The organism is Streptococcus rupicaprae, from assembly GCF_040545225.1.
Classification (GTDB): domain Bacteria; phylum Bacillota; class Bacilli; order Lactobacillales; family Streptococcaceae; genus Streptococcus; species Streptococcus rupicaprae.
Window position 1 is genome coordinate 24,954 of sequence record NZ_JBEPLO010000014.1, and the last position, 23,922, is coordinate 48,875.

The following is a 23,922-nucleotide window of genomic DNA, read 5'->3' on the forward strand; positions in this document are numbered from 1 at the left end:
TACGTTTTGACCCATTATAACAAAAAAGTATCGTTTTTTCTAGTGATACCTTATCAGAGTGAGAAAAAGAAAAGCCTAGCTCTATTAGCCAGCTTTTCCCACTTATAAGACTTTGGATAGGAAATCCTTGGTCCGCACTTCCCTCGTTGCTTCAAAAATCTGTTGAGGCGTGCCTTCTTCGACAATTACCCCACCATCCATAAAGATAATCCGATCCGCAACTTCTCTTGCAAACCCCATTTCATGAGTGACAATCACCATGGTCATGCCTGACTTGGCCAGGTCCTGCATAACTGCTAATACCTCCCCGACCATCTCTGGATCAAGTGCAGAAGTCGGCTCATCAAAGAGAAGAACATCTGGATCCATAGCAAGGCCTCTGGCAATGGCAATCCGCTGTTGCTGCCCGCCAGATAAACTCTGAGGAAAAGCATGGGCCTTATCTGGTAAACCAACTTTTTCCAAGAGAGCATGAGCTTTTCTTTGTGCTTCTAGCTTGTCCATCCCCTTGGTTTTGATCGGCGACAGGGTAATATTATCAAGGACAGACATGTTGGGAAAGAGATTAAACTGCTGAAAGACCATGCCCATCTTTTCCCGCATTTTAAAGAGGTCATTGGCCTTGTCGGTAATATCTACCCCTTCAAAAATAACCTGTCCCTGCGTTGCATCTTCTAGCAGATTCATGGTCCGAAGCAGAGTAGACTTGCCCGATCCTGACGGACCGATAATCACCACCACTTCTCCTTGATAGATGGTTAAATCGATCCCTTTTAGGACTTCCTGCCGTCCAAAGTATTTGTGGAGGTCTTTTATTTCAATAATAGCTGACGTCATATTGTTCTGGCTCCTTTGTTAAAATGATTCTCTAAACATTTGATGATCCAGGTCATCAGGCTGGTCATGATCAAATAATACATAGCCGCAAACAAGAGGGGGCTGAGGTGCAGGTAGGTCGTTACAGAAACAGTCGTAGCCCCGTTCCAAAGCTCCATAACGCCGATAGTAGACAAGAGAGAGCTGTCTTTGATAATGGTAATAAACTCATTCCCCAAAGAAGGAAGGATATTTCTAATAGCCTGTGGCATGATGACATAACGCATGGTTGGCCAAGGCCGCATGCCCAAAGAGTAGGCAGCTTCCATCTGGCCTGCGGCTACCGCATTGAGACCAGCTCGCACTGTCTCAGAGACATAGGCCCCGCTATTCATCGAAATGATGATAATGCCAGGCAGGAGACGGGATAAATCCAGATTGATACTGCCAAAAGGCACAATGGGGGCTGAAATTTTGATCAAAATAAAGGAAATCATGATTTGGACCACCATAGGGGTTCCACGAAAAATCCAGATATAGGTATTGGCTAAAAGCGCCAAGGGATTGAACCTAGCAAGCCAAGGAAGACGGGTCATACCAGCTAGAGGGTAAAAGCGAGACCTCTGGGCAAAGGCCAGCAATACGCCCAAAATCGTTCCAAAGAAAACCACACAAGCAGAAATAATCAAGGTCACAAGAACCCCATAGTTAAAATAGGGCAGAAATTTAGGTAAAAATGAAAAATCCATAACGATCCCTTTCTAAATATAGAAATATTATACACTTTTTGAATAATAATTCAAGTTGTAAGCTTTAATTTTTTGAAAAATCATGAAAAACAAGAAAAACACCTGAAAATTCAGGTGTTTTACATGCTCTATGTCTGCTCCTATTAGCTATTAATAGAGCAATTCGTAAATTTCCATAGCAACCAAATCGATGGAGTCGAAGGTAAAGGTCTCATGGGCTGCTACATCACGTAGGGTGAAGACAGAGCCATTCTCCTCATCGTAGCTGTAAGACACTTCTGCCACAACCACTCCTTCGCGTTCAAAATTACGTTTTAAGTTCCCGCCATCTTTAGCCATCAGCTCCAAGCGGTTAATAATTCTCACCAAATGTGATTCCATAGTCGTTCTCCTCTTAAAAGTCTATACCTTATTCTACCATAATTTCCACAAGTTGGGCTAGAAAAAAGGATTTTTTAAGGGACTTACAGGAAATTTTCTTCAAATCGAGGCTGAAAGAAGGAGAGAACGCTTGATTGGTCCTATATCAGTTTGGAAATAGGTCCTGGTCTCTTCATTTTCCAAAACAAGGGCTAGTAAGCTTTTCAGTTGCTTTCTTTTCCAGAAGTGATATAATTAAATTAACATTTGACCTTTTTTGACCTTTGGTCAGTCATCTGTGAATCTAGGAAAAGAGGTAGTTCTATGCTTTGTCATAATTGTCAAATTAACGATGCCACCATCCATCTTTATAGCAATCTCAATGGTCGCCAACACCAAGTAGACCTCTGCCAAAACTGTTACCAAATCATGAAAACCGATCCTCAAAATGCCTTATTTAAGGGGATTTCTAATCCACAAAACAGCCAAAGAAACCCCTTTGAAGATTTCTTTGATGAATTAAGCAACTTCCAACAGAACAATCGCCGCCCAAGTAACACCACGCCTCCAACCCATCCTGGTCGTTCAGGTGGGAATGGGAACGGGCAAAATGGCCAACCACCTAAGAAAGGGCTCTTGGACGAGTTCGGTATCAATGTCACCGATATTGCTCGCCGAGGAGGCATTGACCCTGTCATCGGTCGTGACGAGGAGATTATCCGTGTGATTGAGATCCTCAACCGTCGGACCAAAAACAACCCTGTTCTCATCGGAGAGCCTGGGGTCGGTAAAACAGCTGTCGTTGAAGGCTTGGCCCAGAAAATTGTCGATGCGGATGTCCCGCATAAACTGCAAAACAAGCAAGTCATTCGTCTCGATGTGGTCAGCCTGGTCCAAGGAACAGGGATCCGCGGCCAATTTGAGGAGCGCATGCAAAAACTCATGGAAGAAATCCGTGAGCGTCAGGACGTCATTCTATTCATTGACGAAATCCATGAAATTGTCGGAGCCGGTGCAGCTGGCGATGGTAACATGGATGCGGGTAATATCCTCAAACCTGCGCTGGCTAGGGGAGAATTGCAACTAGTTGGAGCAACCACCCTCAACGAGTACCGCATCATTGAAAAAGACGCTGCCTTAGAGCGACGGATGCAGCCCGTTCGTGTCGACGAACCGAGCGTTGAAGAAACCATCACCATCTTAAAAGGGATTCAAAAACGCTACGAAGACTACCACCATGTGCGCTACACTGACGAAGCGATCGAGTCTGCCGCCCACCTCTCCAACCGCTACATTCAGGACCGTTTCTTGCCAGACAAGGCCATCGATTTGCTCGACGAGGCTGGCTCCAAGATGAACCTGACCCTCAATTTTGTGGATCCTAAAGAGATTGACCAGCGCCTCATTGAAGCTGAAAACCTCAAGGCTCAAGCTACGCGTGACGAAGATTACGAAAAAGCCGCCTATTTCCGCGACCAAATTGCCAAATACAAGGAAATGCAGCAAACCAGCCTTGATGAGCAAGACACTCCCATCATCACTGAAAAGGAAATCGAGAGCATCGTTGAGCGCAAGACCAACATTCCAGTCGGTGACCTCAAGGAAAAAGAGCAGAGCCAGTTGATCCATTTGGCCAGCGACCTCAAAGCTCATGTCATCGGCCAGGATGAGGCCGTGGATAAAATCGCCAAGGCCATCCGCAGAAACCGTGTCGGACTCGGAGCTCCTAACCGCCCAATCGGCTCCTTCCTCTTTGTCGGACCGACCGGTGTCGGCAAGACCGAATTGTCTAAACAATTAGCGATCGAGCTCTTTGGCTCAGCTGACGCTATGATTCGCTTTGACATGTCAGAATACATGGAAAAACACAGCACAGCCAAGCTGGTTGGAGCCCCTCCGGGCTATGTTGGCTACGAAGAAGCCGGTCAATTAACGGAAAAAGTTCGCCGTAATCCTTATTCGCTCATCCTCCTGGATGAAGTAGAAAAAGCCCATCCAGATGTCATGCACATGTTCCTTCAAGTTTTGGATGACGGCCGCCTCACAGATGGCCAAGGCCGCACGGTCAGCTTTAAGGATACCATTATCATCATGACTTCTAACGCAGGAACAGGCAAGGTAGAGGCGTCAGTCGGCTTTGGCGCAGCCAGGGAAAATCGGACCAACTCCGTCCTTTCTCACCTGGGCGACTTCTTTAGTCCGGAATTTATGAACCGTTTCGATGGGATCATTGAGTTCCAAGCCCTCAGCAAGGATAACCTGCTCAAGATTGTCGACCTGATGCTAGATGGGGTCAGCGAACGTCTAGCGACCAATGGTATCAGTCTCCACGTCACCGACAAGGTCAAGGAAAAACTGGTCGATCTAGGCTACGACCCTAAGATGGGAGCAAGACCCCTACGTCGGACCATTCAGGACCATATCGAAGACGCCATCACTGATTTCTATCTGGAAAACCCTACTGAAAAAGCCCTTAGAGCAGTCATGACCTCTAGCGGTCAAATTACCATCAAGGCTCAAAAAACTGATAAGTAACCATCTTGAGAGTGGGACAAAAATCGGTAATTCGTCAGAATTCGATTTTCCCTCACTCTTTCATTTCTAAGTTCGGGCTGAAACAGTCCACTGGACTATTTCACTCCCACCTCCGCACAGTTGAGTAGGGCTGTAAAAGCTGATGAAATCAGTGTATTAGAGCCCACTCAACAACTGCGTCTTACTTGACAATCCAAAAAGAATTGAGAGGTTAGGACTGAGTCCCAGCCTCTTTTGCTGCATTTCCATGAAGCCTTTATAGTTCAAGCATTCGAGGCTAGATTTGTCAATAGGGCCTTTGAAATTTTTAATTTTTTTCGAGTCCACAATATTCCAAAAATAGATTTTTTGGTATAATGGTAAAAAGGAGAACGCTATGCAACATCCCGTATTCGGTCAAAAAATCGCTGACGCTGACTACCAGTCGCGCTATGGTGTCTATGGTATCATTCCCAATGAAACAGAAACAGAACTAGTCTTGATCCAGGCCCCTAATGGTGCTTGGTTTCTGCCGGGTGGAGAAATCGAAGCAGATGAAAACCATCAAGAAGCTCTCTCTAGGGAATTGCTAGAGGAGCTGGGGGCAACTGCAACTATCCAAGCATTTCTTGGTCAGGCAGATGAATACTTCTATTCTCGCCACCGTGACACCCATTTTTACCATCCAGCCTATCTTTATACGGTTTCTGATTTCAAAAAGGTCCAACAGCCCTTAGAAGATTTCAATCGAATCGGCTGGTTTCCGATTGCAGAAGCCAGAGCCAAATTGAAGCGCGACAGCCACCGCTGGGGCATTGACCAATGGTTGGAGCAAAGGGGTAAATAACCTCTCTCATTTAAAAGGAGTTTTCTATGAAATTAATCAATACCACCAACAGCCATGCTGAGCTGGTCACTAAGCAGTTGGAAAATACCGATGCAACCTTGGTTGAAACCTACTCCGCAGGCAATACAGATGTGATTTTCACCCAAGCTCCGACCCACTATGAGCTATTGATTACCAATAAACACCGGGCTATTCGGCAGGATGAAGTTGAGAAAATCCGCGCCTTTTTCCTCAAGCGCAAGATTGATACAGACCGTATTGATCAATCCAAAATCCAAACCCTCATCTGCCCTACCCTAATTGAAATGTCTATTCCAATTGTGAACTGATCCCCAGCCTATAAGAAAAGCCTAGGAAAATTTCCTGGGCTTTTTGAAAATGCTCATTTTGAAATGGATTCAACAAACGCTAAAATTCGATCTGCAAGAAGAAGAGGCTGGTCCTTATTGACTTCGTGGCCTGCTTCAGCTATCACCGCCATCTCTGCTTTTGGCATCAAGTTCTTCAGTTGCTTGGCTGTTCTAAGGTTAATCTTATCGCGCTCCCCACAGAGCAAGAGGACTGGCAAGGTCGTTGTTTGTAGAAAACCTGTCATATCCAGCTGAGCCAAGTCTCGATAAAAAGCCAGCAAATTCTCCTTATCCAAGCCTTGTTTTGCCAAGAGAGATGGAGGCAAGAGCTTGAGCAAGGCAACCTGCACCTTATAAGCCCAGTTCTTGGTAAATTGGTACTGGCCTGCAATGCTAACGACTGCTCTAAGCTGCGGCTCTGGGTCTTTTAACAAGGACAGTGCCAGCATGCCTCCCAAAGATAGCCCAATCACAACAACGTCTTCCTCGCTCTCACGTACCGCCTGCCTGACCTGCTCTTGTAGGCTGGAAAAATCAGGTAATTTTCCATGACGAAATAAGTTTAGGCTGACACAGTCATAGCCCTGCAACCCGTCCATCACCTGCTCCCAAGCTCGGCTATCTTGCCCCACTCCGTGTAGAAAAATCAATTTCATCACTCAATCCCCTCTCTTAATCCTTGCTGGAGAGATAAATCACTTCTGTCTGGGTGACAAAGCCCAGTTGTTCATAGAGTTTTTTAGCACCGTCATTGTCCTTATCAACGGCAATCTGTAGCTCGGTATCACCTGCATGGTAACGGTCGTTGATGATGGTTTTCACCAGCTGACTGCCGATGCCCTGACCGCGATAGGCAGCATCAACAGCAAGACCGTAAAGGTAAGTCAGGCTAGAGCTGATGTCCACCGTACAAGTGCCAATCACTTGATCAGCTAGGCGGGCAACATACAGGAGACTGTTCTGATCAGCCAGGGCTTCTGACACATAGGTCAGACTGAGCTCTAGCGGCGTCTCAAACACGCGCGCTTTCAGCTCAGCAATATCCTCCACCTCCTCTGGTCTAGCCAGCGAGAGAGACACCTCAAGGGGCAGCTCTGCCATGTCCATAGGCAAGCACGGCCGTCCCAAAAAGTACTCACTATCGTCATCAATGACCACTTCCCAAGCGGACAGGAGACCTGGATTTGCCTCAATAAAGGCACGCTCCGCAATAAAGGATACCTCTGTCACACCATATGCTGCCGTTTCCTCCAAAAATTTCTGATAGAGTTGCCGAGCGATGCCTTTTCTGCGGTGCTCTGGTGCAACAAAAAGCGACAAGTCAACCTCAGGTGTATCGGCATAGACCGTCAACAAGCCAATCAACTCACCCCTATCGTAAGCCAAGAAAAAGGCCGGCATGTCAGGGTTAAAGTTAAGCTGATTGGACAAGTAGGGCTCTTTATAAGTCTTATCATGAGCCATGCAGTGGGCTAGAAAAGCTTTTACCCGTTTGTCTTGTTCAATAGATAAGCAATTCGTACTGATGATTTCCATAGAAGTACCTCCATGAGGTCTATTATACCAAAAAACCAGCCAAGAGGCTGGTCATCATCGCTGATTAAGCTGGAGCAACAATAGGTAGTGTTTCTCCGATTTCCGCTAATCTTGCTGCCCATTCTTCATGGGTCAATCCGTTCTCAGCCACGTAGCGGTTGCGGGCATGAGCACGGCATTCTGCTGAACAGCCACGAACGTACTTGTGTTCGTTTTCTTCAGACGTCAACAGGTGACGGTTACAGAATGGATTTGCACAATTAACATAACGTTCACACGGTGTGCCATCGAACCAGTCCTTACCGATCACTTTCGGGTCAACATGGTTGATGTCGACAGCGATCCGCTCGTCAAAGACGTACATCTTGCCATCCCACAACTCGCCTTGAACCTCTGGGTCCTTACCGTAAGTCGCGATACCACCGTGGAGCTGGCCGACATCCTTGTAGCCTTCACGCACCATCCAGCCAGAGAATTTCTCACAGCGGACACCACCGGTACAGTAGACCACGACACGCTTGTCCATGAATTTTTCCTTGTTGTCACGCACCCACTGTGGCAACTCACGGAAGTTGCGGATGTCTGGGCGAATGGCGCCACGGAAGTGACCAAGGTCGTACTCGTAGTCATTACGGGTATCAAGCACGACTGTATCTTCGTCAAGCAGCGCTTCCTTGAACTCTTTTGGTGTCAAGTAAGCACCCGTTGTCTCAAGTGGGTTGATATCGTTGTCAAAATCGTTGTCTTCCAGACCCAGGTGAACAATCTCCTTGCGGTAACGAACAAACATCTTCTTGAAAGCCTGTTCTTCTTCTAGGTCAATCTTGAACCAGAGGTCCGCAAAACGCTCATCGCTATGTACCCAGTCCATGTATTTCTGAGTGGTCTCAAAATCACCAGAAACAGTTCCGTTGATCCCCTCTTCAGAAATCAAAATCCGACCCTTAAGGCCGATTGACTTACAGAAATCCAAATGAGTCTGCACGTATTCTTTAGCATTCTCAATGTGGACGTATTTATAATAGAGTAAAACTCTGATGTCCTTTGACATGTGCTTCTCCTTTTCCCTGTTGCATGCAGGTTATTGTATGAAAAACATGTTTTCACCTTCTTTATTATACCGTCTTAGTCAGATTTGGGAAAATATCTTGTCTGCAAAATGAAAAGACAGCCAACTTGACTGCCTTCTGCGAAGCTCTAACAGACACTCATTAATCCACCGCAGAGATTGCTATAGGTAACAGCAACCTCTACAATTGGTCAAAAACCTGAACTTAATTACCAATGATCAATGGAAAAATTGCAAATATGACAAACAAATTTATCCAAAATGCAAATATTACTCCTACTCCTAAAATAAAAACTGACAGCTTTTTAAGTATGACAGCTAAAACAATCAAGGAAGCGCCTAGCACCGGAAAAATGTTCCTCAGTATAAAAGGATAAACCGCTACTCCTCCCCATTGGGTATCCCAAGACAAAAAGAAGGTGGCCACCCAAAGACAAAGAATAAGGATGATGCAATATGAGTGGTAAGTTTCGATAAGCTGTTTCGTTTTTAACATCCTAAACACCCCTTTTCTATTTTGCTCTTCTTGTACTCTTTTCTCAAGAATGCTAAACTCGTTAATTATCCTTTAATTCTAGCCTATCATATCATTTTCGTAAAAACAAGTCTTATATTTTAGTGAAATTTATGGCATAATATATTAGTTGGCATAAATTTTGCTAGGCTATCTTATTATCAGATTGCCTTTTTAGTTTACATTGATTTTCACCTCACTTCTATAGGGGCCTTATAGAGTATTTGAAGGTAGGACAGGCGTGCCTAAATGTTTTCTTGAAAATTGGTAAAATGATAAATCCTGAGGTAACATAAAAAAGACAGTCGTCAGGACCGTCTTTTTATTATCTTCAGCGATTTTTTAATGCTTAGAGAGAGACCCTTTTTGCACACGGGTCTTGGCATAAACGCTTAAAAGAGCTGTTCCTGCAACCGCAACAGTTACAGCATTAGCCAGACCAGCTACCAAACCTTGAGTGAAGACTTTAGAAGCAGGCTCACTGTGGATAAAAATATCTCCGAGAGGCGCAACAAGTCCCCAAGAAATCACCACACCTACTAAGGTCCCTAAAATTGTCCAGGCAGCATCTTTCTTAGTAAAGATTCCTGATTCGATACGCAATTTTTGACCAACCAAGCCTAGGATTAAGCCAAAAATACCAGCAGCTAAGATCCAAGCCCACCAAGGTGTCCCCCATGATAAATCAATCAAGGTATTGCCCAAAAAAGCAATCAAGAAACCCGCCAAAGGACCATAAAGGGTCGCAAAGAGCGCCAAAACTGCGTATTGTAGCTGAATATTAGTGTTTGGAATCCCTGTTGGAATGCTGATAAAGCGCCCGATTAGAAAGAAAAGCGCAGCTCCAATCCCAATGGCAACAACTGTTTTAATAGATAATTGTTTCATGTAAAGCTCCTAAATTTTTTTAAATTCAATCTGCCAGTTAGCTCCAACAGAAACGTTATACGCCTTGGCAAATGAACCTTGGTTGATCGCGACACCAACGCAATAGACCGAATTGATATAGATAATGGGCTGTCCAATCCGAACATCTGCAAAGGACTTCCCATAGATGACCTGATTCTGGTAGACCAACATATCATTATTATAGATCGTCACCTCAAAACGATCGCCAAATTCTGGGTTCAACGTATAGAATTCAGACCGGCTAATAGATGTCCACAAAGACCCAAAGCGCACATCCAAGATATCAATTGCGCCTTTAACAGAGTCTGTTGTCACAAGCGTTTCCACAATCGGCATCTCGACAATATCTGCCACGGAAAGCTCTGGCCCAACCTCTTCAAAAGAAATATGACCACTCGCGAGCTTAGCTCCCGTATAAGCGTAAACATCTCGTCCATGAAAAGTATAAGAATGTTCCGTATTCTTGCGACGATTTTCCACTTCAGAGATTTCCCGAACAGCCTTGATTCCCACTTGTTTTTTCAAATAGCTGAGCGTCCCATTGTCTGGAGTAACGATATACTGGTTACGTTCGGTTAAAGCCACAACACTCTTACGCTTCGATCCGACACCAGGATCAACCACCGAAACAAAGGTTGTACCTTCCGGCCAATATTCCACCGTTTGGAAAAGGCGGTAGCTGGCTTCAAAGATATTATAAGGCGTAATATCATGAGTCAGATGATGAATTCCAAGCGTTGGTTCCTCCTGAAGCGCGACCCCAATCATAGCGGAAACAGCTCCGTCTACCAACCCAAAATCGGATTGCAGTACCAATAAATTATTCGACATTTTTCCCCCTCCTAAAGGATACTTAATATCCTACCATATTTTAAAGCACTTTAAAAATAGTTGATTTTTATAACCAGTTATATCTTTTAACTGAGAGGTCAAACTTTTAGGACTGTTCATCCTAACGTCTCATCTTTTAAGAGAAGATCATGAACACTAGAAACCAGATGCTCTTGGCATATTTGTCTTAACATTACTAATTCTAACTCATCACCCATTCCTGACTCCAAAGCGCGTCAGCTCCTTAGGCTATCCATTACGACATCTCCTCCCTGTGGCCAAACCTATCGCATAAAGGATGGGCTGTCAAGCTAATCACTATGCCTCGAAGAACCCCATCTAACGCCCATTTTCTCATTTGTAGCATGCTCTAGACGATTGGGAATCCAATCGGCCTGATTCACGCTAAAAACCAAAGAAGGCCAGACCTTCTTTGGCTAAAATACCTATTATCCTTCAAACCCTTGAGCAACGGCTTCTGGGAATTCAGCTTCCACAATGTTGGCACAGTGGTCACAGATAGTCACGTTATAAGAACGCTCTGTTGTCGTCTCATCAATACGGCGGCAACGGGCACAGACTTCACCTGCAGCACGCTCAACGGCAAAGTTGGTTTCTCCTTCGACAAGAGTCAGGTTTGACACGATAAGGAGTTGAGCCAGGTCAACATTGAGGGCTTCGAGGGCTGATTTGACCTCAGCAGAAACTGTTGCGATCAGGTGAGCTTCCAATGACTTACCGATGACTTTCTCGTTACGCGCTTCTTCCAGAGCTTTTTGAGCTCTGGTACGGAAGTCCATAAAGTCGGTCCACGCTGCCAAAATAGCGGCGCTATTGTCATATTCAACCGCCTCTGGCAGGTCGGTCAACTGAACAAAGTCTACGGTCTCGTGCTCCAGATAAGACCAGATTTCCTCTGCGGTGTGTGGCAAAATTGGCGTCAACAGCTGGGTCAGCTTCACCAAGATGTCGTAGAAAACAGTCTGCATCTGACGACGCGCTCTGCTATTTTCCGCCTCGATATAGACCACGTCCTTGGCAAAATCAAGGTAGAAAGCGGACAATTCAACCGTAATGAAGTTGACCACGCTCTTGTAAATGGTCATGAAGTCGTAGTTATCATAAGCCGCACGGACAGTCGCCACAAGCGCATTAAAGGCTACGGTCATGTACTGGTCAACACTACGAAGGTCGTCAAAGGCGACTGTATCTGTCGCAGGGGTGAAATCGCTAGTGTTAGCCAGTAGGAAACGCAGGGTATTGCGGATTTTGCGGTAGGTTTCAGACACCTGCCCCAAAATGTCCATAGATACCCGCACGTCGTTTGAGGTATCAACCGAAGTCACCCAGAGGCGGAGAATCTCAGCCCCGTATTGCTTAGCGACATCGTTTGGCGAGATGATATTGCCCTTGGACTTGGACATTTTCTCGCCCTTACCATCAAGGACAAAACCTTGAGAGAGAATACTCTTGTACGGCGCATGCCCATTGACAGCAACAGAAGTGATCAGAGACGAGTTAAACCAACCACGGTACTGGTCAGAGCCTTCAAGGTAAAGATCCGCTGGATAAGCAAGATTATCACGCGCATTCATCACCCCATTCCAAGAGCTACCAGAGTCAAACCAGACATCCATGATGTCGGTTTCCTTGGTAAATTCCCCATTCGGTGAACCTGGGTGACTAAAGCCTGCTGGCAGGAGGTCTTTGGCATCACGCTTCCACCAGATAATCGAACCTTCTTTTTCAAAGAGGTCTGCCACATGGTCAGTGACTTCCTTGCTCAGGATTGGCGTGCCATCTTCGGCATAGAAAATCGGTAGCGGCACACCCCAAGCCCGTTGACGGGAAATCACCCAATCTCCACGGTCACGGATCATGTTGTAAAGGCGGGTTTTACCCCAACTTGGGTTAAAGGTCGTTTTCTCGATATTATCCAAGATGTCCTGACGGAATTTAGACACAGAAGCAAACCACTGCGGTACTGCCCGCCAGATAATCGGCTTCTTGGTCCGCCAGTCAAATGGGTAAGAGTGGTTGATGACTTCCTTAGCAAGAAGCAAATCACCCAACTTCTCCACAACCGTCGGCACGACCTTGTCATAAAACTGCCCCTCAAAATCAGGACCCGCCAGCTCATTCATCAGTCCACGCTCGTCAACTGTCACATAGACCTCAAGACCGTACTTGACACCGACATTGTAGTCATCCTCACCAAAGCTCGGCGCAGTATGGACGACACCTGTACCAGACTCAGTCGTCACATGGTCGCCCAAAATCACCAGCTCATCCACTTGGGCATCCCACGGGTGCTCGGTCACGATATACTCCAGCTCCGCTCCCTTATGCTGTTGGACAATAGCAAAGCTGTCCCAGCCAAACTTGTCTGCCAGCTTGTCAACCAAGGCTTCAGCAAGGAGGTACTTTTTAGAAGAAGCCGCTGGCTGTACCACCACATAGTCCATGTCAGGTCCGACAGTCAAACCACGGGAAGCCGTGATGGTAAATGGAGTAGTCGTCCAGACCACGATGTAGGTATCCGTATCCAACACGCCTTTGCCGTCCTTGACCTTGTTGGCATAGTAGAGCGAGGTCGAGTCGATGTCGTGGTATTCGATTTCCGCTTCAGCCAGAGCAGACTCAGATGACCATGACCAGTAGACAGGCTTAGCGCCACGATAGATATAGCCCTTGTCCGCCATCGCACCAAAGACACGGATCTGAGCTGCTTCAAAGTCCGGTGTCAAGGTCACATAAGGATTGTCCCAGTCTGCGGATACACCCAGACGCTTGAAATCCTCTCGCTGCTTGTCCACCTGTGACAGAGCATAGTCACGACACATTTCGAGATAAGTGGCCAGCTCCAACTCCTTGCGTTTAACGCCTTGCTTGGCTAAGACCTGTTCAATCGGCAGACCATGTGTATCCCAACCTGGAACATAAGGAGCAGAAAAACCTGACATGGACTTGCTACGAACGATGATGTCCTTGGAAATCTTATTGAGGGCATGCCCAACGTGGATATTCCCATTGGCATAGGGAGGACCATCATGGAGATGGAAGGCAGGTTTTCCTGCATTTAACTCCTGACGGCGTTGGTAGAGCTTGGCTTCTTCCCAAGCTTTTTGCCATTCAGGCTCTTTTGTCGGCAACCCAGCCCGCATAGGAAAGGCTGTTTGACCGAGGTTAAGGGTTTCTTTTAATTTCATAATGTTCTCACTTTCTGTTGCTTTACACGATTGTCGATGTTCCCTAAAGGGCAATCCGACTAGGAGATAGTTTCGTTGTGGTCAGCTATATCAGTATTTTAGCCTTGGTAGGCAAGCCTCTCAAGACTTCTTAACTCACGAATGAAGTCTGAAATTTAGCATTCTCAGAAACAGACTTCCAAACTATTTTGTTTACCATCTCTGACCACTTTAGACACTATCAAAAAGAAAAAAGCCTTCATCATAAAGGACGAAAGCTCGTGGTACCACCTTTTTTCAGACAAGTCAAAAAGACCTGTCCCTTGTGTGGCTAGTAAGGTTAGCCAAACCTTCTGACCTAATTTGGTTATTTTACCAGTTCAGCCAGAAACCTGCAAAAGGATAAATTCACAAACAGGGACCTCAGGGCTTCCACCATCCCCTGCTCGCTCTGCGTATGCTTGAAAACTTGTGTTTTTGCTTTATTTTTAATATAAGTCAACTGCTTCAGCTGCTGCTTGGTTAACAGCATCCGTAATCTCTTGGCGGTTTAAATTCTGGGTTGCCTGATAGGCTTCCAGTTCTTGGTTTGCTTCCTCTGCACGACGAGCAATTTCAGCCAAATCTTCAGGGCTTAGCTGACGTGTCATATCCAGAGAATCTTCTTCATAAACATGGACTTCTTCTTCCAGAGCTGACGAAACCACTTCTCGGAAAGCCTCATCACTTGTCTGCAAATAAGTCGCTGTCGGACGCAGGATTTCTTCCCATTCGGAAGAATCCACAATCGCTAACTGGCTTTCAATCGTAGACTTAAGTCGCTGATGGAAAATGCGGGCCTTATTCTTCAACTCCTCTGTCTCAACCGCAACTCGCTTAGCATTATCAGTTGCCTGTCTCAACATCTCATTGGCTTTAGCCTTTGCTGTTTCCAATAAGAATTGTGCATCGTGCTCCGCTTGCTTAATAATATTTTGGCTCTCACTTGCAGAAGTCGCCTTCAATTTTTCAGCTGTATCCTGAGCTAGGATGACTGACTGACTGAGAGATTCTTTCATCTCATCAAAATAAGCCAAACGTTCCGTCAGCATTTTGATTTTGGTTTCATTTTCCTGATTTTGACGGAGAATTTCTTCGTAATCGCGCGTCACAATATCCAGAAATTCATCCACTTCTTGAATGCTATAACCACGAAATTTTCCGTTAAAACTTTTATCCTTAATATCTAATGGAGTAAGTACCATTATTTTCCTCCTATTTTTGTTAGGGTCAATTTATATTTTCCATTTTTTGTCTGTCCAGTTTGATCTTCCAGACGAAAGCGGCCATAACCGCGACAACTCACCAAATCACCAACGGTTAATTGATGGGCTGGCGCTGTTATGGGTTGATAATTTACCTTGACCTTACCATGTTCAACTAGATTAACAGCTATGGGCCTGGTTAATTGATAAGCTACAGCAATGATCTTGTCCAAGCGCATACTGCTGGATAAGATCTGGGAGGTCTGGCTAGTTTCTTCTGGAACAATAAGATGCTCTAAGGAGCTTAATTTCCAAGTGACAGGCACGCGAGAAATTTTTGTGACATGTTGCATCAAAAAATCTGCCATCTTTTGATCCACTATAACCTGAGTGCGATCTACAGTTAGTAGAATATCCCCCAGCAGACCACGCTTTATTCCCAGCTGATTCACTAAATTTCCTAAAATCTGAGAATGGCTCAACTGGTTAAACTTACGGGCATACGTCAACTCTAAAAGTGCCAGTTCAAAATCAGCTAGATCCAAGACATAATAATCTGGCGCCAAAATCAAACGAACTGATTCTGTCTTATAGTGTTCACCACTAGAAAAGACCTGCAAACCAGCTCTCTTTGCTAAAGACGTAACGATGAAGGCTTCTCTAGGATTGAGAAAGGCGGTCACTTCAATGCTGTAATGAGAGACGATTCGCTCAATTTTATCCAACATTTGCTCCACAAAAACTTTCTCTTCTGGATGAAAATGCTGAAATACTGGTGATTTTTCTATCATATTTTAGACAAATAATGTGAGGAGAAGCCCAAGAAATTTTAAGCCAAAATATTCAATTGCCTGTAAAGACAAGATAGCTGCCATTACAGAAAAATCTACCATTCCGATATGTAAGTTGAGTCTTCTAAAGACGGTCACATAAGGATCAGCCAAGCGAATAATAAACTGCCCTAGCTTGGTCTGGTAAGCGCCTGGAAACCAGGACAGCAAGGCATAGGCCACCAGGATAAAACTATAGACATACAGAACTTTTGTAAAAACTTGAGCAATAAATAAAATCAAATGTACCATTTACTTCCTTATCGGCGCTTCATATCGAAATCATAGTTGGTATCCTGAGCTTCACCACGCAGTCCCATGTCCTCAATATTAACAACCACATTAACTGGTGTCAATAAAAACATGGTCGAGGAGATTTTTTTCAGGTTGCCATTTAAGACAAAGCGCGCACCATCCAAGTAATCAATGCAACGGCGTGCCTGCGAGTCTGTCATGTGCTGGAAGTCGATCAAAACACTAACATCTTGAAGCAACAAATTGACAATTTCACGCGCTTCCTCATACTTTCTCGGAAACTTAATATCGATGACAGTTGTCTCAGCACTGGTGTGATGACTCCGAGCATAAGTAACAGTTTCCCTTGGTGCTGAAGGCACTGAATTTCGCGTATTAGGCATACTTGGTCTTCTTTCTTCTTGCAAATGAGCTGAACCTTTGGGCTCAGAAACAGGAACTGGCTGCAACTCTTCCTCATAATCTGGAAGCTCTGCCATCTCTTCTTCAACAATATCTTCTGTATCAAAGTAAGCCATTATGCTGTTGATCTTATCTTGTAAAAATGACATATCTTCTTCCTTCTTTATTCGAAAAATGCCGTACCGATGCGGACAAAGGTCGCACCAGCTTCAATCGCCAACGGATAATCCTGACTCATCCCCATACTCAGCTCTGTCATGGGCATATTTGGCCAAGCTTCTTGCTGGATAGTCTGTCTCAGGGCTTCTGTTTTTGAGAAAATCGATTTAAGCAAAGCTTCGTCAGCGTCCAAAGGAGCCATGGTCATAAGACCTATCAAGTTCAGCTGATTCAGCTGAGCCAATTGCGGCAAAGCTTCTTTTAATTCCGCCTCCGAGAAACCATGCTTGCTGTCTTCACCCGAAATATTAACCTGGATGAAGCAGCTAATCGGATGATCAGCCCGTTTGTCAATCTCCTGAGCTAGTTTTAGGGAGTCGAGGCCATGAAAATAATCCACTTGGTTGATGACATCTTTGACCTTTCGCCGTTGAAGACTACCGATAAAGTGCCATGTAATAGGCAAATCCTTAAGTGCTTCACGCTTAGCCAAAAATGGTTCCACACGGTTTTCACCTAGATGTCTTGCCCCGGCCTCTACTAGCTCCCTAGTAATAGAGCTGTCAACATATTTGGTGACAGCTATTACCTTCACATCGTGTTCAGATCGTCCAGACTCCCGGCAGGCATTTGAAACTTTCTCAAAAACTTGAACAGTATTCTCTTTTAGTGACATACTAGCGGTTACGGAAGAATGGTGGTGTGTCAAGTTCTTCATCATCAGCAAAGTCGTCTGCTGGTGCAAACTTCTCTACAGAAACACCTGACGATTCATTCACTGGACGAACAATATTGCTACGGCGCAAATCCCAATCGCCAAAGCTGGCTCCCCTTGGCGCTTCAGGGCGACTTGTTGCTTCTGTTTGAGGGGCAGACGTAGCATTCGGTGCAAAACGTTCTACCATATCAAAATTACGGTCATAAGCATTAGGTGCTGGACGGCTAGCTGAAGCCTCACTTTGTCCAAAGCCAGTTACAGCAGTTGCACGATCCTGACGGACACCTGTTGCGACAACAGTCACACGGATTTCATCCTTCATGCTCTCATCGATCGATGTTCCCAACCAGATGTTAACACCTTTACCTGCTGCTTGATGAACGATTTCAGACGCTTCTTCAGCCTCAATCAGACTCATATCAAGACCACCAGTAACGTTGACGATGACATCTTCTGCACCATCGATAGTCGTTTCAAGAAGCGGTGAGTAAATGGCCTTACGCGCAGCTTCCTGAACACGCTCATCTCCAGTACCGATACCGATACCCATCAGAGCGTTCCCTTTGTTTTCCATTACTGTCTTCACATCCGCAAAGTCAAGGTTGATGAGACCTGGATTAGTAATCAAGTCTGAAATCCCTTGAACACCTTGGCGAAGAACATTATCAGCTTCGCTCAAGGCTTGTAGAAGCGGAGTCTTCTTGTCAACAATTTCCAAGAGGTTGTTATTTGAAATAATGAGAAGCGTGTCAACGTTATTACGCAATTCGTTGATCCCTTCGATGGCGAAGTTGCCACGTTTCCCACCTTCAAAACCGAAGGGACGTGTAACAACAGCAACTGTAAGAGCTCCTAATTCCTTGGCAATACGGGCAATAACTGGCGCAGCACCTGTTCCTGAGCCGCCACCCATACCTGCCGTGATGAAGACCATGTCAGCGCCTGATAAAGCTTCTCTGATGACTTCTTCGCTCTCTTCCGCTGCTTTACGGCCAACGTCAGGCTGACCTCCGGCACCGAGACCGCGCGTCAATTTAGGGCCCAACTGGATAACAGTCTCTGCTTTTGACGTGCTGAGAGCCTGTACATCTGTATTGGCTGCAATAAATTCTACACCAGCAACACCCTCAGTGATCATGCGGTTAATCGCATTACCACCACCGCCACCAACACCGATAACCTTGATGACAGCGCCTTGGGCATAAGCTGCTTCAAATGAAAATGTCATAACTGTTCACCTTTTCTTTTATCTATTATTCAAACATACTGCCAAAGAGACCACGGACACGATCTCCTAATTTAGAACGATTGCCACCTTCAGCTGGAAGGCCATAATCTGGAACATCGTTGGTCACAAGAGGCTCATCCACTTCCGTTGTATAGGTCGGCAATGGCTGGGCTGTTTTTCCATAGTTCGGAATATCAATTGGCTTAGAACGCAACAACTCCTCCCCGTTGACCGCCGTTTGAGCAATCTGCTCAATCTCATCCATTTGACCCGCATACTCCACTAGGCTGATGACATGGGCAAAGGCCGGGTTACGAATTCCGATCTGATTTGGCACATAGAGCTTAACTGGGCGAGCAAATACATCTTGAGCCAGCTCCACGATCCCTGGCAGGGTCGCCCCACCGCCAATCAGCACTAGACCACCTGGCAAGTCCAAATGACGCGTTCTGTCCAAATCCTGCTTCACCCGGTCAAAGATATGTTGCAAGCGTGCCGCAATAATCTCAGATAAGTAGGCTTCTGTGATTTCTTTTGGCGTGCTCTCACCAATCACCTCAACCTGGAAAGTTTCCTTGTTGCTTGCTAAAGCTGGATAAGCAACACCGTAGGTAAACTTAAGGTTTTCTGCAATTGATTGAGAGGTTGTCAAAACTTTTGAAATGTCCTTGGTCACATAATCCCCACCTTCTTGGTAGACATTGGTGTACTGTAACTTTTGGCCACCCACACAGGCAACTGTTGTCTGACCACCACCCAAATCAATGATGCTGGCTCCAAACTCGCGCTCTCCTTCATTGAGAACCGACTGACTGAGTGCCAAAGGACTAATCACCACATTCTCAACCGCCACACCCGCTTGTGCTACTGTTTTTCTAAGGTTGTGAAGAATCGTTTTTGGTCCTGTGTAGAGCAATCCTCTCACTTCGAGACGAATCCCCATCATGCCACGCGGGTCCTTGATCCCTGCAAAGGAATCCACGATAAATTCCTCTGGTACAAAGGCAACAATCTCACGCTCTGGTGTCATGTTCTTGGTCAAGGATGATTTGATCACATTTTCAACATCCTTGTCAGTGATTTCCTGTGAATTACTGGTCACCGGAATCATGCCTTGAGTTGGCTCAAACTGCAAGAGATTTGCCGGCAAACCTACGCTGACCTTATCGATAGCAATCCCTGCTTTTTCCTCAGCCTCTTTTATTGCCTTACGAATCGCAGTTGCTGCAACTTCAATGTTGATGATAATACCATCTTTCACGCCAGCACTCTTGGCATTACTAACACCGATGATATTCATTTCACCGTTGACAAACTCTGCTACCAATACCTTGATAGAGCTTGACCCGATATCCAAACCTGTAAAGAAGCCACCTCTAACCATTCCATCAATCCTCTCTGCCCTAGATTTCCATCTAGGTTTTTAACTCTGTATTTTTCTATATTTTGGGTAATATTCAATCAGAATAGAACTATCCAAGTTTTATTATACCATAAATGCTTTAAAAAACTAATGTTTTTCTTCTTTTCAATCGATTTTTTTGGGTTGAACAGCTATTATTCCTTAATCAGCCATTCTTATCTCTCATCCATGAGAAATCTGCCAAAAGTAAGTAAAAGCAATCTCGATTCTCTCAAAATTGCTTTTCGATCTACGATTCTATTTGGCGTAGGTGTAAATACCTGCTTCCATATCAATATAACTAGGGATCATCAAATCTCGGCTAACAGCTTCATAAAAGGCTAGTTTTTTCCCCAGTTCCGATAAAGGAACGAGTACCGTGTGCCCTTCTACCATGTTCAGGGTCAGCAGGTCATTAGTCGCTTGAGTCGGGGAAACATCAACCGTTTGGATATGCTGAGTGATACTTAACAAATCCGACTCCGCCAAATCCACCACAAAATTCTTGATTAAGTCTAAATCGGTTACTCGAAATAATAAATAATTTCCTGGCAATCCCTCCTCAGTAACAGCTGCATCAATGGTCTCCCCACTAGATAAAACGGGATAGTAGGAGGCCCCGTCTTTGACATAGCCCACGATATATTTTTCCTTGACATCAATTTTAAAGGTCGTTGGAAACTGGTAGGTCAACCGCGCCTTATCCACCCAAACCAGCTGATTTTCAACCGTTTCTTCTATCTTTTGTTTGTTGAGCAGTACTCCTGCCGTATAGTCGGATTCTGTTAAGTTGGTCGCTAACAAAACCTGTTCCTTGGTCGTATTGGTTAGTCCTGACACCTCAAACTGCTTGAGTTTGGACAAGGGAGAGACAAGATAGAGGCATCCGATTAGCATAAGGAACAAGAAGGTCCCAAAGAAAACCGTCTTGTAGATAAAGGCTCTCTTCTTAGGATTTTTGGGGCGACGCTTTTTGAGCTTTAGAGGACCAACAATTGGCTCAGCTTCTTCTACCAACAATAGGTCTTGCGAATCCTCATCAGAGAGCTCCTCCGCCTCTTCTGCAAGCTCTTCGTCTTCCTGTCCTTGGACAGAAGGTTCTAATGTCTCGCCTGTCAATTCTCCGTCAGAAACCTCTTGCTCCGAAGTGTCTGAGTCAACTTCCTCTTCCAAGAGAGCCTCCGCTTCGGATGATGGTTCTTCAGACGTTTCCTCGCTAGATGTCTCATCTGGTGTTTCTTTTTTTTCTATCTCTGCCTCTTTGGCCAGCTCCTTTTCACGCGCCCGTTTTTCCAAATAGGCTTGGTTTTTGACCTGCCATTCATCTAAATCAATGGTTTCCTGATCAGAAATTTCCTGTATTTCCTGCTCAATCCCTTCTTGTGGGTATTCTTTTTCAGACATGCTTTTCTTCTCTCTTTGTGTGTTGGGCAATATCTGCCATCAAAAGGTTATAAAAACTTTCCAAAGATTTCAAATCCTGGGCCTGAGCCATCCTTTTCTGATAAGCCTGGCCCTGTGACAAGAGCAGATCGATTTTCTCTTTTAAGTGCTCAAAAGTCAAATCATCCTCGCTCAGGTTCGGAGCATAACCCTTGGACTCAAAGTAGGCTGCATTCTCCAGCTGATCGCCACGGCTGGCCTTCTTACCTAGCGGAACAATCACGTGACGCTTTTGGAGGGCCAGCAATTCAAAGATGGTATTAGCCCCGCCTCTGGTGATAACAACATCTGCCAATTGCAACAAGGCCTGGTAAAGGTCCGTGACATAATCCACACGGTAGAGGCCTGGTGATAACTCATTCAGCTCGGGATCTCCAGTCAAGTTAATCACATTGTAGTGGCTCAAAAGCTGGGCACGGTGCTCTGTTACAAACGCGTTAAAGATTCTAGCACCCGCAGACCCGCCAACAAATAATAGGGTGGGTCGCTGAGGATTCATCTGCTCTGCCACCGCCGTCAAAGCATTTGGTAGCACTTGATTGGTTGCTTCTGCCTTAATCTTAGTCACCGCTCCAACATGCTTGGTCTTACTTGCCCCTGTCGTCTGTTCAAAGGTCGTGTACATGGTAGTCGCAAAACGGTAGGCAATTTTATTGGCCAAGCCCATGGACAGGTCCGATTCGTGAATGAAAACAGGGACTCCTGACAACTTGGCCGCGACTACTGGCGGCACAGACACAAAGCCCCCTTTTGAGAAAAGGGCTTGTGGTCGGATCTTAAGCATGAGGAAAAGAGACTGCAGGGTTCCCCAAGCCACTTTGAAGACATCTTTTAAATTTTGCCAGCTAAAGTAGCGACGCAGTTTTCCTGTTGAAATCCCATGGAAGGTAACGGGGAGATTTAGCGCCTGGATTTGACGGTACTCGATACCAACCTTATCCCCGATGTAATGAACTTCCCATCCCTCTTCAATCAATCGTGGAATGAGGAGAAGGTTCAAGGTGACATGGCCTACCGTCCCACCGCCAGTCAATACAATCTTTTTCATCTTATCACTTTCTTATTGCTTTTCAGCCTTTAGCGCCTCGTAAGTTGCTAGGAAACTGTCTCCCCTCACTTCGAAGTTGGCATACATATCCCAACTAGCATTGGCCGGACTGAGGAGGACAACCTCGCCTGGACTGGCTAGTTCAAAGGCCTTCTTGGTCGCATCTGCAACATCTTCTGCCAAGACGTAAGGAACTCCCGCGGACTTAGCTGCCCTCACCATGCGCGGTGTGGATTCTCCCAGTATCATCATTTGCTTCAAACCCTTTAAATCAGGAACCAGATCGTCGAACTCATTGCCTCGATCCAGACCGCCAGCAATCAGAAGGACTTTAGCTGGATCAAAGCCTGACAAAGCCTTTTGAGTGGCTAAACTATTGGTTGACTTGCTGTCATTGTAAAAGGCGACTTGGTTGATTTCACCGACATACTGAAGGCGATGTTTAACCCCACCAAAATGACTCAACGTCTCTACGATCGCTTGATTAGCAACTCCCATGGTCTTGGCAACCGCTATGGTCGCCAGGGCATTTTCCACATTGTGCAAGCCAGGGACACCCAAATCATCCGCTGACATAATCGCTTCGTCCTTAAAGTAGAGCACGCCATCCTTCAGATAGGCCCCATCCACCTTCTCTTGACTGGAGAAGGGAACTAGACTTGCCTTAGTCTTAGCCGCTAGGTCTCGGGCGATTTCCTGAGTCATGTTGAGGATCAAGGTATCCTCAGTCGTCATCTGCTCCTGGATCTGCCATTTGGCTGCCACATAGGCATCAAAATCACCATGATAATCTAAATGGCTAGGAATCAGATTGGTCACCACCGCAATATTTGGCCTAAACTGCTCGACCCCCATCAGCTGGAAACTGGACAATTCCATGACCAAGACATCCTCAGCCGTCGCTTCCTGAGCAACACTAGAAGCCGGAAAACCAATATTGCCGCAGAGAAGAGCTGCCTGCCCGCCAGCATTCAAAACTTCCGCAATCATGGTGGTCGTCGTTGTTTTGCCATTTGACCCTGTAATCCCAACAATCGGTGCCTCCGAGATTAGGTAGGCCAATTCCACCTCCGTCAAGACAGGAATCCCCTTGTCAAGCGCCTTTGCCACCATGGGATTTGTATAAGGAATCCCTGGGTTCTTGATGACATAAGCAAACTCTTCTTCTAAAAGTTCCAAGGGGTGACCACCACAGATGACCTTGATTCCCTCTTCTAAAAGGGCTTGGGCGGCACGATTTTCCTCAAAGAGCTTGCCATCATTGACAGTCACAATAGCGCCCAACTTTGCCAGAAGACGCGCCGCAGATTCTCCTGACTTGGCCAAGCCAATAACCAAAACTTTTTGATTTTCAAAACGTGTGATATGTTTCATCTCTACTCAATTTCTCTTCATGTTTTTTACTATTTTACCGTGAAAAAGAAATATTTTCAAGGAAAGACGAAGCAAAGCCCAAGAAAGGCAATGTCTTGACCAAAACCTACTTCAAGAGAAAACGACTACTACTCTG

At 45.5% G+C, this 23,922-nt stretch carries 23 protein-coding genes; 3 read left to right on the forward strand and 20 right to left on the reverse strand.

The features are described 5' to 3' along the window. Positions 1 to 102: 102 nt before the first annotated feature. From ABID29_RS07040 to ABID29_RS07050, 3 genes are all read right to left on the reverse strand, one after another. Positions 103 to 837, reverse strand: a complete 735-nt coding sequence (locus ABID29_RS07040) for an amino acid ABC transporter ATP-binding protein (protein WP_354365414.1) — start codon at positions 835 to 837, stop codon at positions 103 to 105. Beyond that, the gene (locus ABID29_RS07045; protein WP_354365415.1) at positions 834 to 1,565 is read right to left on the reverse strand and encodes an amino acid ABC transporter permease; all 732 of its coding nucleotides are present in this window, start codon (positions 1,563 to 1,565) and stop codon (positions 834 to 836) included. Before ABID29_RS07045 ends, ABID29_RS07040 begins: the two co-directional genes overlap by 4 nt. Positions 1,566 to 1,715: 150 nt before the next feature. After that, complete coding sequence (locus ABID29_RS07050; protein ID WP_168549090.1) at positions 1,716 to 1,946, reverse strand: DUF1797 family protein; 231 nt, start codon at positions 1,944 to 1,946, stop codon at positions 1,716 to 1,718. Positions 1,947 to 2,249: 303 nt separating this feature from the next. Between ABID29_RS07050 and ABID29_RS07055 the strand changes: the two genes are divergently transcribed. From ABID29_RS07055 to ABID29_RS07065, 3 genes are all read left to right on the forward strand, one after another. Continuing rightward, the gene (locus tag ABID29_RS07055) at positions 2,250 to 4,460 is read left to right on the forward strand and encodes an ATP-dependent Clp protease ATP-binding subunit (RefSeq protein WP_354365417.1); all 2,211 of its coding nucleotides are present in this window, start codon (positions 2,250 to 2,252) and stop codon (positions 4,458 to 4,460) included. Positions 4,461 to 4,836: 376 nt separating this feature from the next. Next, complete coding sequence (locus ABID29_RS07060; protein ID WP_354365418.1) at positions 4,837 to 5,286, forward strand: NUDIX hydrolase; 450 nt, start codon at positions 4,837 to 4,839, stop codon at positions 5,284 to 5,286. Positions 5,287 to 5,312: 26 nt separating this feature from the next. Further along, complete coding sequence (locus ABID29_RS07065) at positions 5,313 to 5,615, forward strand: DUF1827 family protein (protein ID WP_354365419.1); 303 nt, start codon at positions 5,313 to 5,315, stop codon at positions 5,613 to 5,615. A gap of 53 nt (positions 5,616 to 5,668) precedes the next feature. Here the strand turns inward: ABID29_RS07065 and ABID29_RS07070 are convergent, their stop codons facing one another. From ABID29_RS07070 to murD, 17 genes are all read right to left on the reverse strand, one after another. After that, on the reverse strand, positions 5,669 to 6,292 hold the full coding sequence (locus ABID29_RS07070; RefSeq protein ID WP_354365421.1) for an alpha/beta fold hydrolase: 624 nt from the start codon (positions 6,290 to 6,292) through the stop codon (positions 5,669 to 5,671). 16 nt (positions 6,293 to 6,308) lie between these two features. Then, complete coding sequence (locus ABID29_RS07075; RefSeq protein ID WP_354365423.1) at positions 6,309 to 7,172, reverse strand: GNAT family N-acetyltransferase; 864 nt, start codon at positions 7,170 to 7,172, stop codon at positions 6,309 to 6,311. A gap of 64 nt (positions 7,173 to 7,236) precedes the next feature. Further along, positions 7,237 to 8,223 carry an oxygen-dependent tRNA uridine(34) hydroxylase TrhO gene (gene trhO, locus ABID29_RS07080; RefSeq protein WP_354365425.1) on the reverse strand — a complete coding sequence of 329 codons (987 nt, stop codon included), beginning with the start codon at positions 8,221 to 8,223 and terminating at the stop codon, positions 7,237 to 7,239. A gap of 223 nt (positions 8,224 to 8,446) precedes the next feature. Continuing rightward, positions 8,447 to 8,737 (reverse strand): hypothetical protein, encoded by a 291-nt coding sequence (locus tag ABID29_RS07085; RefSeq protein ID WP_354365427.1) that lies wholly within the window; start codon positions 8,735 to 8,737, stop codon positions 8,447 to 8,449. Between the two features lie 360 nt (positions 8,738 to 9,097). Next, complete coding sequence (locus ABID29_RS07090; protein WP_354365429.1) at positions 9,098 to 9,643, reverse strand: ECF-type riboflavin transporter substrate-binding protein; 546 nt, start codon at positions 9,641 to 9,643, stop codon at positions 9,098 to 9,100. A gap of 9 nt (positions 9,644 to 9,652) precedes the next feature. Further along, entirely contained in the window at positions 9,653 to 10,495 is an 843-nt protein-coding gene (locus ABID29_RS07095; protein WP_354365431.1) for an SAM hydrolase/SAM-dependent halogenase family protein, read from the reverse strand. Positions 10,496 to 10,944: 449 nt separating this feature from the next. Next, positions 10,945 to 13,704, reverse strand: coding sequence for an isoleucine--tRNA ligase (gene ileS, locus ABID29_RS07100; protein ID WP_354365433.1), 2,760 nt, complete (start codon positions 13,702 to 13,704; stop codon positions 10,945 to 10,947). 467 nt (positions 13,705 to 14,171) lie between these two features. Continuing rightward, entirely contained in the window at positions 14,172 to 14,927 is a 756-nt protein-coding gene (locus ABID29_RS07105) for a DivIVA domain-containing protein (protein WP_168549099.1), read from the reverse strand. Further along, on the reverse strand, positions 14,927 to 15,718 hold the full coding sequence (locus ABID29_RS07110; RefSeq protein ID WP_354365435.1) for a YlmH family RNA-binding protein: 792 nt from the start codon (positions 15,716 to 15,718) through the stop codon (positions 14,927 to 14,929). Before ABID29_RS07110 ends, ABID29_RS07105 begins: the two co-directional genes overlap by 1 nt. A gap of 3 nt (positions 15,719 to 15,721) precedes the next feature. Beyond that, entirely contained in the window at positions 15,722 to 16,009 is a 288-nt protein-coding gene (locus ABID29_RS07115; RefSeq protein WP_168549101.1) for a YggT family protein, read from the reverse strand. 8 nt (positions 16,010 to 16,017) lie between these two features. Then, on the reverse strand, positions 16,018 to 16,563 hold the full coding sequence (locus tag ABID29_RS07120; protein ID WP_354365437.1) for a cell division protein SepF: 546 nt from the start codon (positions 16,561 to 16,563) through the stop codon (positions 16,018 to 16,020). Between the two features lie 14 nt (positions 16,564 to 16,577). Next, a complete protein-coding gene (locus ABID29_RS07125) occupies positions 16,578 to 17,249 on the reverse strand; it encodes a YggS family pyridoxal phosphate-dependent enzyme (RefSeq protein WP_354365439.1) in 672 nt (223 codons plus the stop codon). 1 nt (position 17,250) lies between these two features. Further along, positions 17,251 to 18,519, reverse strand: a complete 1,269-nt coding sequence (ftsZ, locus tag ABID29_RS07130; RefSeq protein ID WP_354365441.1) for a cell division protein FtsZ — start codon at positions 18,517 to 18,519, stop codon at positions 17,251 to 17,253. Positions 18,520 to 18,544: 25 nt separating this feature from the next. Beyond that, positions 18,545 to 19,903 (reverse strand): cell division protein FtsA, encoded by a 1,359-nt coding sequence (gene ftsA, locus ABID29_RS07135; RefSeq protein WP_354365443.1) that lies wholly within the window; start codon positions 19,901 to 19,903, stop codon positions 18,545 to 18,547. A 276-nt stretch (positions 19,904 to 20,179) separates the two neighbouring features. Beyond that, positions 20,180 to 21,325 (reverse strand): cell division protein FtsQ/DivIB, encoded by a 1,146-nt coding sequence (locus tag ABID29_RS07140; RefSeq protein ID WP_354365445.1) that lies wholly within the window; start codon positions 21,323 to 21,325, stop codon positions 20,180 to 20,182. Continuing rightward, on the reverse strand, positions 21,318 to 22,412 hold the full coding sequence (locus tag ABID29_RS07145) for a UDP-N-acetylglucosamine--N-acetylmuramyl-(pentapeptide) pyrophosphoryl-undecaprenol N-acetylglucosamine transferase (protein ID WP_354365447.1): 1,095 nt from the start codon (positions 22,410 to 22,412) through the stop codon (positions 21,318 to 21,320). Before ABID29_RS07145 ends, ABID29_RS07140 begins: the two co-directional genes overlap by 8 nt. 12 nt (positions 22,413 to 22,424) lie before the next feature. After that, entirely contained in the window at positions 22,425 to 23,786 is a 1,362-nt protein-coding gene (gene murD, locus ABID29_RS07150; protein WP_354365448.1) for a UDP-N-acetylmuramoyl-L-alanine--D-glutamate ligase, read from the reverse strand. Positions 23,787 to 23,922 lie beyond the last annotated feature (136 nt).

Excerpts from the sequence above, each read along its gene's own strand:
- ftsZ (WP_354365441.1), bottom strand. The coding sequence starts at position 18,519 with ATGACATTTTCATTTGAAGCAGCTTATGCCCAAGGCGCTGTCATCAAG.
- ileS (WP_354365433.1), bottom strand. The coding sequence starts at position 13,704 with ATGAAATTAAAAGAAACCCTTAACCTCGGTCAAACAGCCTTTCCTATG.
- ABID29_RS07060 (WP_354365418.1), top strand. The coding sequence starts at position 4,837 with ATGCAACATCCCGTATTCGGTCAAAAAATCGCTGACGCTGACTACCAG.
- ABID29_RS07105 (WP_168549099.1), bottom strand. The coding sequence starts at position 14,927 with ATGGTACTTACTCCATTAGATATTAAGGATAAAAGTTTTAACGGAAAA.
- ABID29_RS07110 (WP_354365435.1), bottom strand. The coding sequence starts at position 15,718 with ATGATAGAAAAATCACCAGTATTTCAGCATTTTCATCCAGAAGAGAAA.
- ABID29_RS07070 (WP_354365421.1), bottom strand. The coding sequence starts at position 6,292 with ATGAAATTGATTTTTCTACACGGAGTGGGGCAAGATAGCCGAGCTTGG.
- ABID29_RS07065 (WP_354365419.1), top strand. The coding sequence starts at position 5,313 with ATGAAATTAATCAATACCACCAACAGCCATGCTGAGCTGGTCACTAAG.
- murD (WP_354365448.1), bottom strand. The coding sequence starts at position 23,786 with ATGAAACATATCACACGTTTTGAAAATCAAAAAGTTTTGGTTATTGGC.
- ABID29_RS07045 (WP_354365415.1), bottom strand. The coding sequence starts at position 1,565 with ATGGATTTTTCATTTTTACCTAAATTTCTGCCCTATTTTAACTATGGG.
- ftsA (WP_354365443.1), bottom strand. The coding sequence starts at position 19,903 with ATGGTTAGAGGTGGCTTCTTTACAGGTTTGGATATCGGGTCAAGCTCT.
- ABID29_RS07120 (WP_354365437.1), bottom strand. The coding sequence starts at position 16,563 with ATGTCATTTTTACAAGATAAGATCAACAGCATAATGGCTTACTTTGAT.
- ABID29_RS07040 (WP_354365414.1), bottom strand. The coding sequence starts at position 837 with ATGACGTCAGCTATTATTGAAATAAAAGACCTCCACAAATACTTTGGA.
- ABID29_RS07075 (WP_354365423.1), bottom strand. The coding sequence starts at position 7,172 with ATGGAAATCATCAGTACGAATTGCTTATCTATTGAACAAGACAAACGG.
- ABID29_RS07145 (WP_354365447.1), bottom strand. The coding sequence starts at position 22,412 with ATGAAAAAGATTGTATTGACTGGCGGTGGGACGGTAGGCCATGTCACC.
- ABID29_RS07095 (WP_354365431.1), bottom strand. The coding sequence starts at position 10,495 with ATGTCGAATAATTTATTGGTACTGCAATCCGATTTTGGGTTGGTAGAC.
- ABID29_RS07125 (WP_354365439.1), bottom strand. The coding sequence starts at position 17,249 with ATGTCACTAAAAGAGAATACTGTTCAAGTTTTTGAGAAAGTTTCAAAT.
- ABID29_RS07085 (WP_354365427.1), bottom strand. The coding sequence starts at position 8,737 with ATGTTAAAAACGAAACAGCTTATCGAAACTTACCACTCATATTGCATC.
- trhO (WP_354365425.1), bottom strand. The coding sequence starts at position 8,223 with ATGTCAAAGGACATCAGAGTTTTACTCTATTATAAATACGTCCACATT.
- ABID29_RS07140 (WP_354365445.1), bottom strand. The coding sequence starts at position 21,325 with ATGTCTGAAAAAGAATACCCACAAGAAGGGATTGAGCAGGAAATACAG.
- ABID29_RS07050 (WP_168549090.1), bottom strand. The coding sequence starts at position 1,946 with ATGGAATCACATTTGGTGAGAATTATTAACCGCTTGGAGCTGATGGCT.
- ABID29_RS07055 (WP_354365417.1), top strand. The coding sequence starts at position 2,250 with ATGCTTTGTCATAATTGTCAAATTAACGATGCCACCATCCATCTTTAT.
- ABID29_RS07090 (WP_354365429.1), bottom strand. The coding sequence starts at position 9,643 with ATGAAACAATTATCTATTAAAACAGTTGTTGCCATTGGGATTGGAGCT.
- ABID29_RS07115 (WP_168549101.1), bottom strand. The coding sequence starts at position 16,009 with ATGGTACATTTGATTTTATTTATTGCTCAAGTTTTTACAAAAGTTCTG.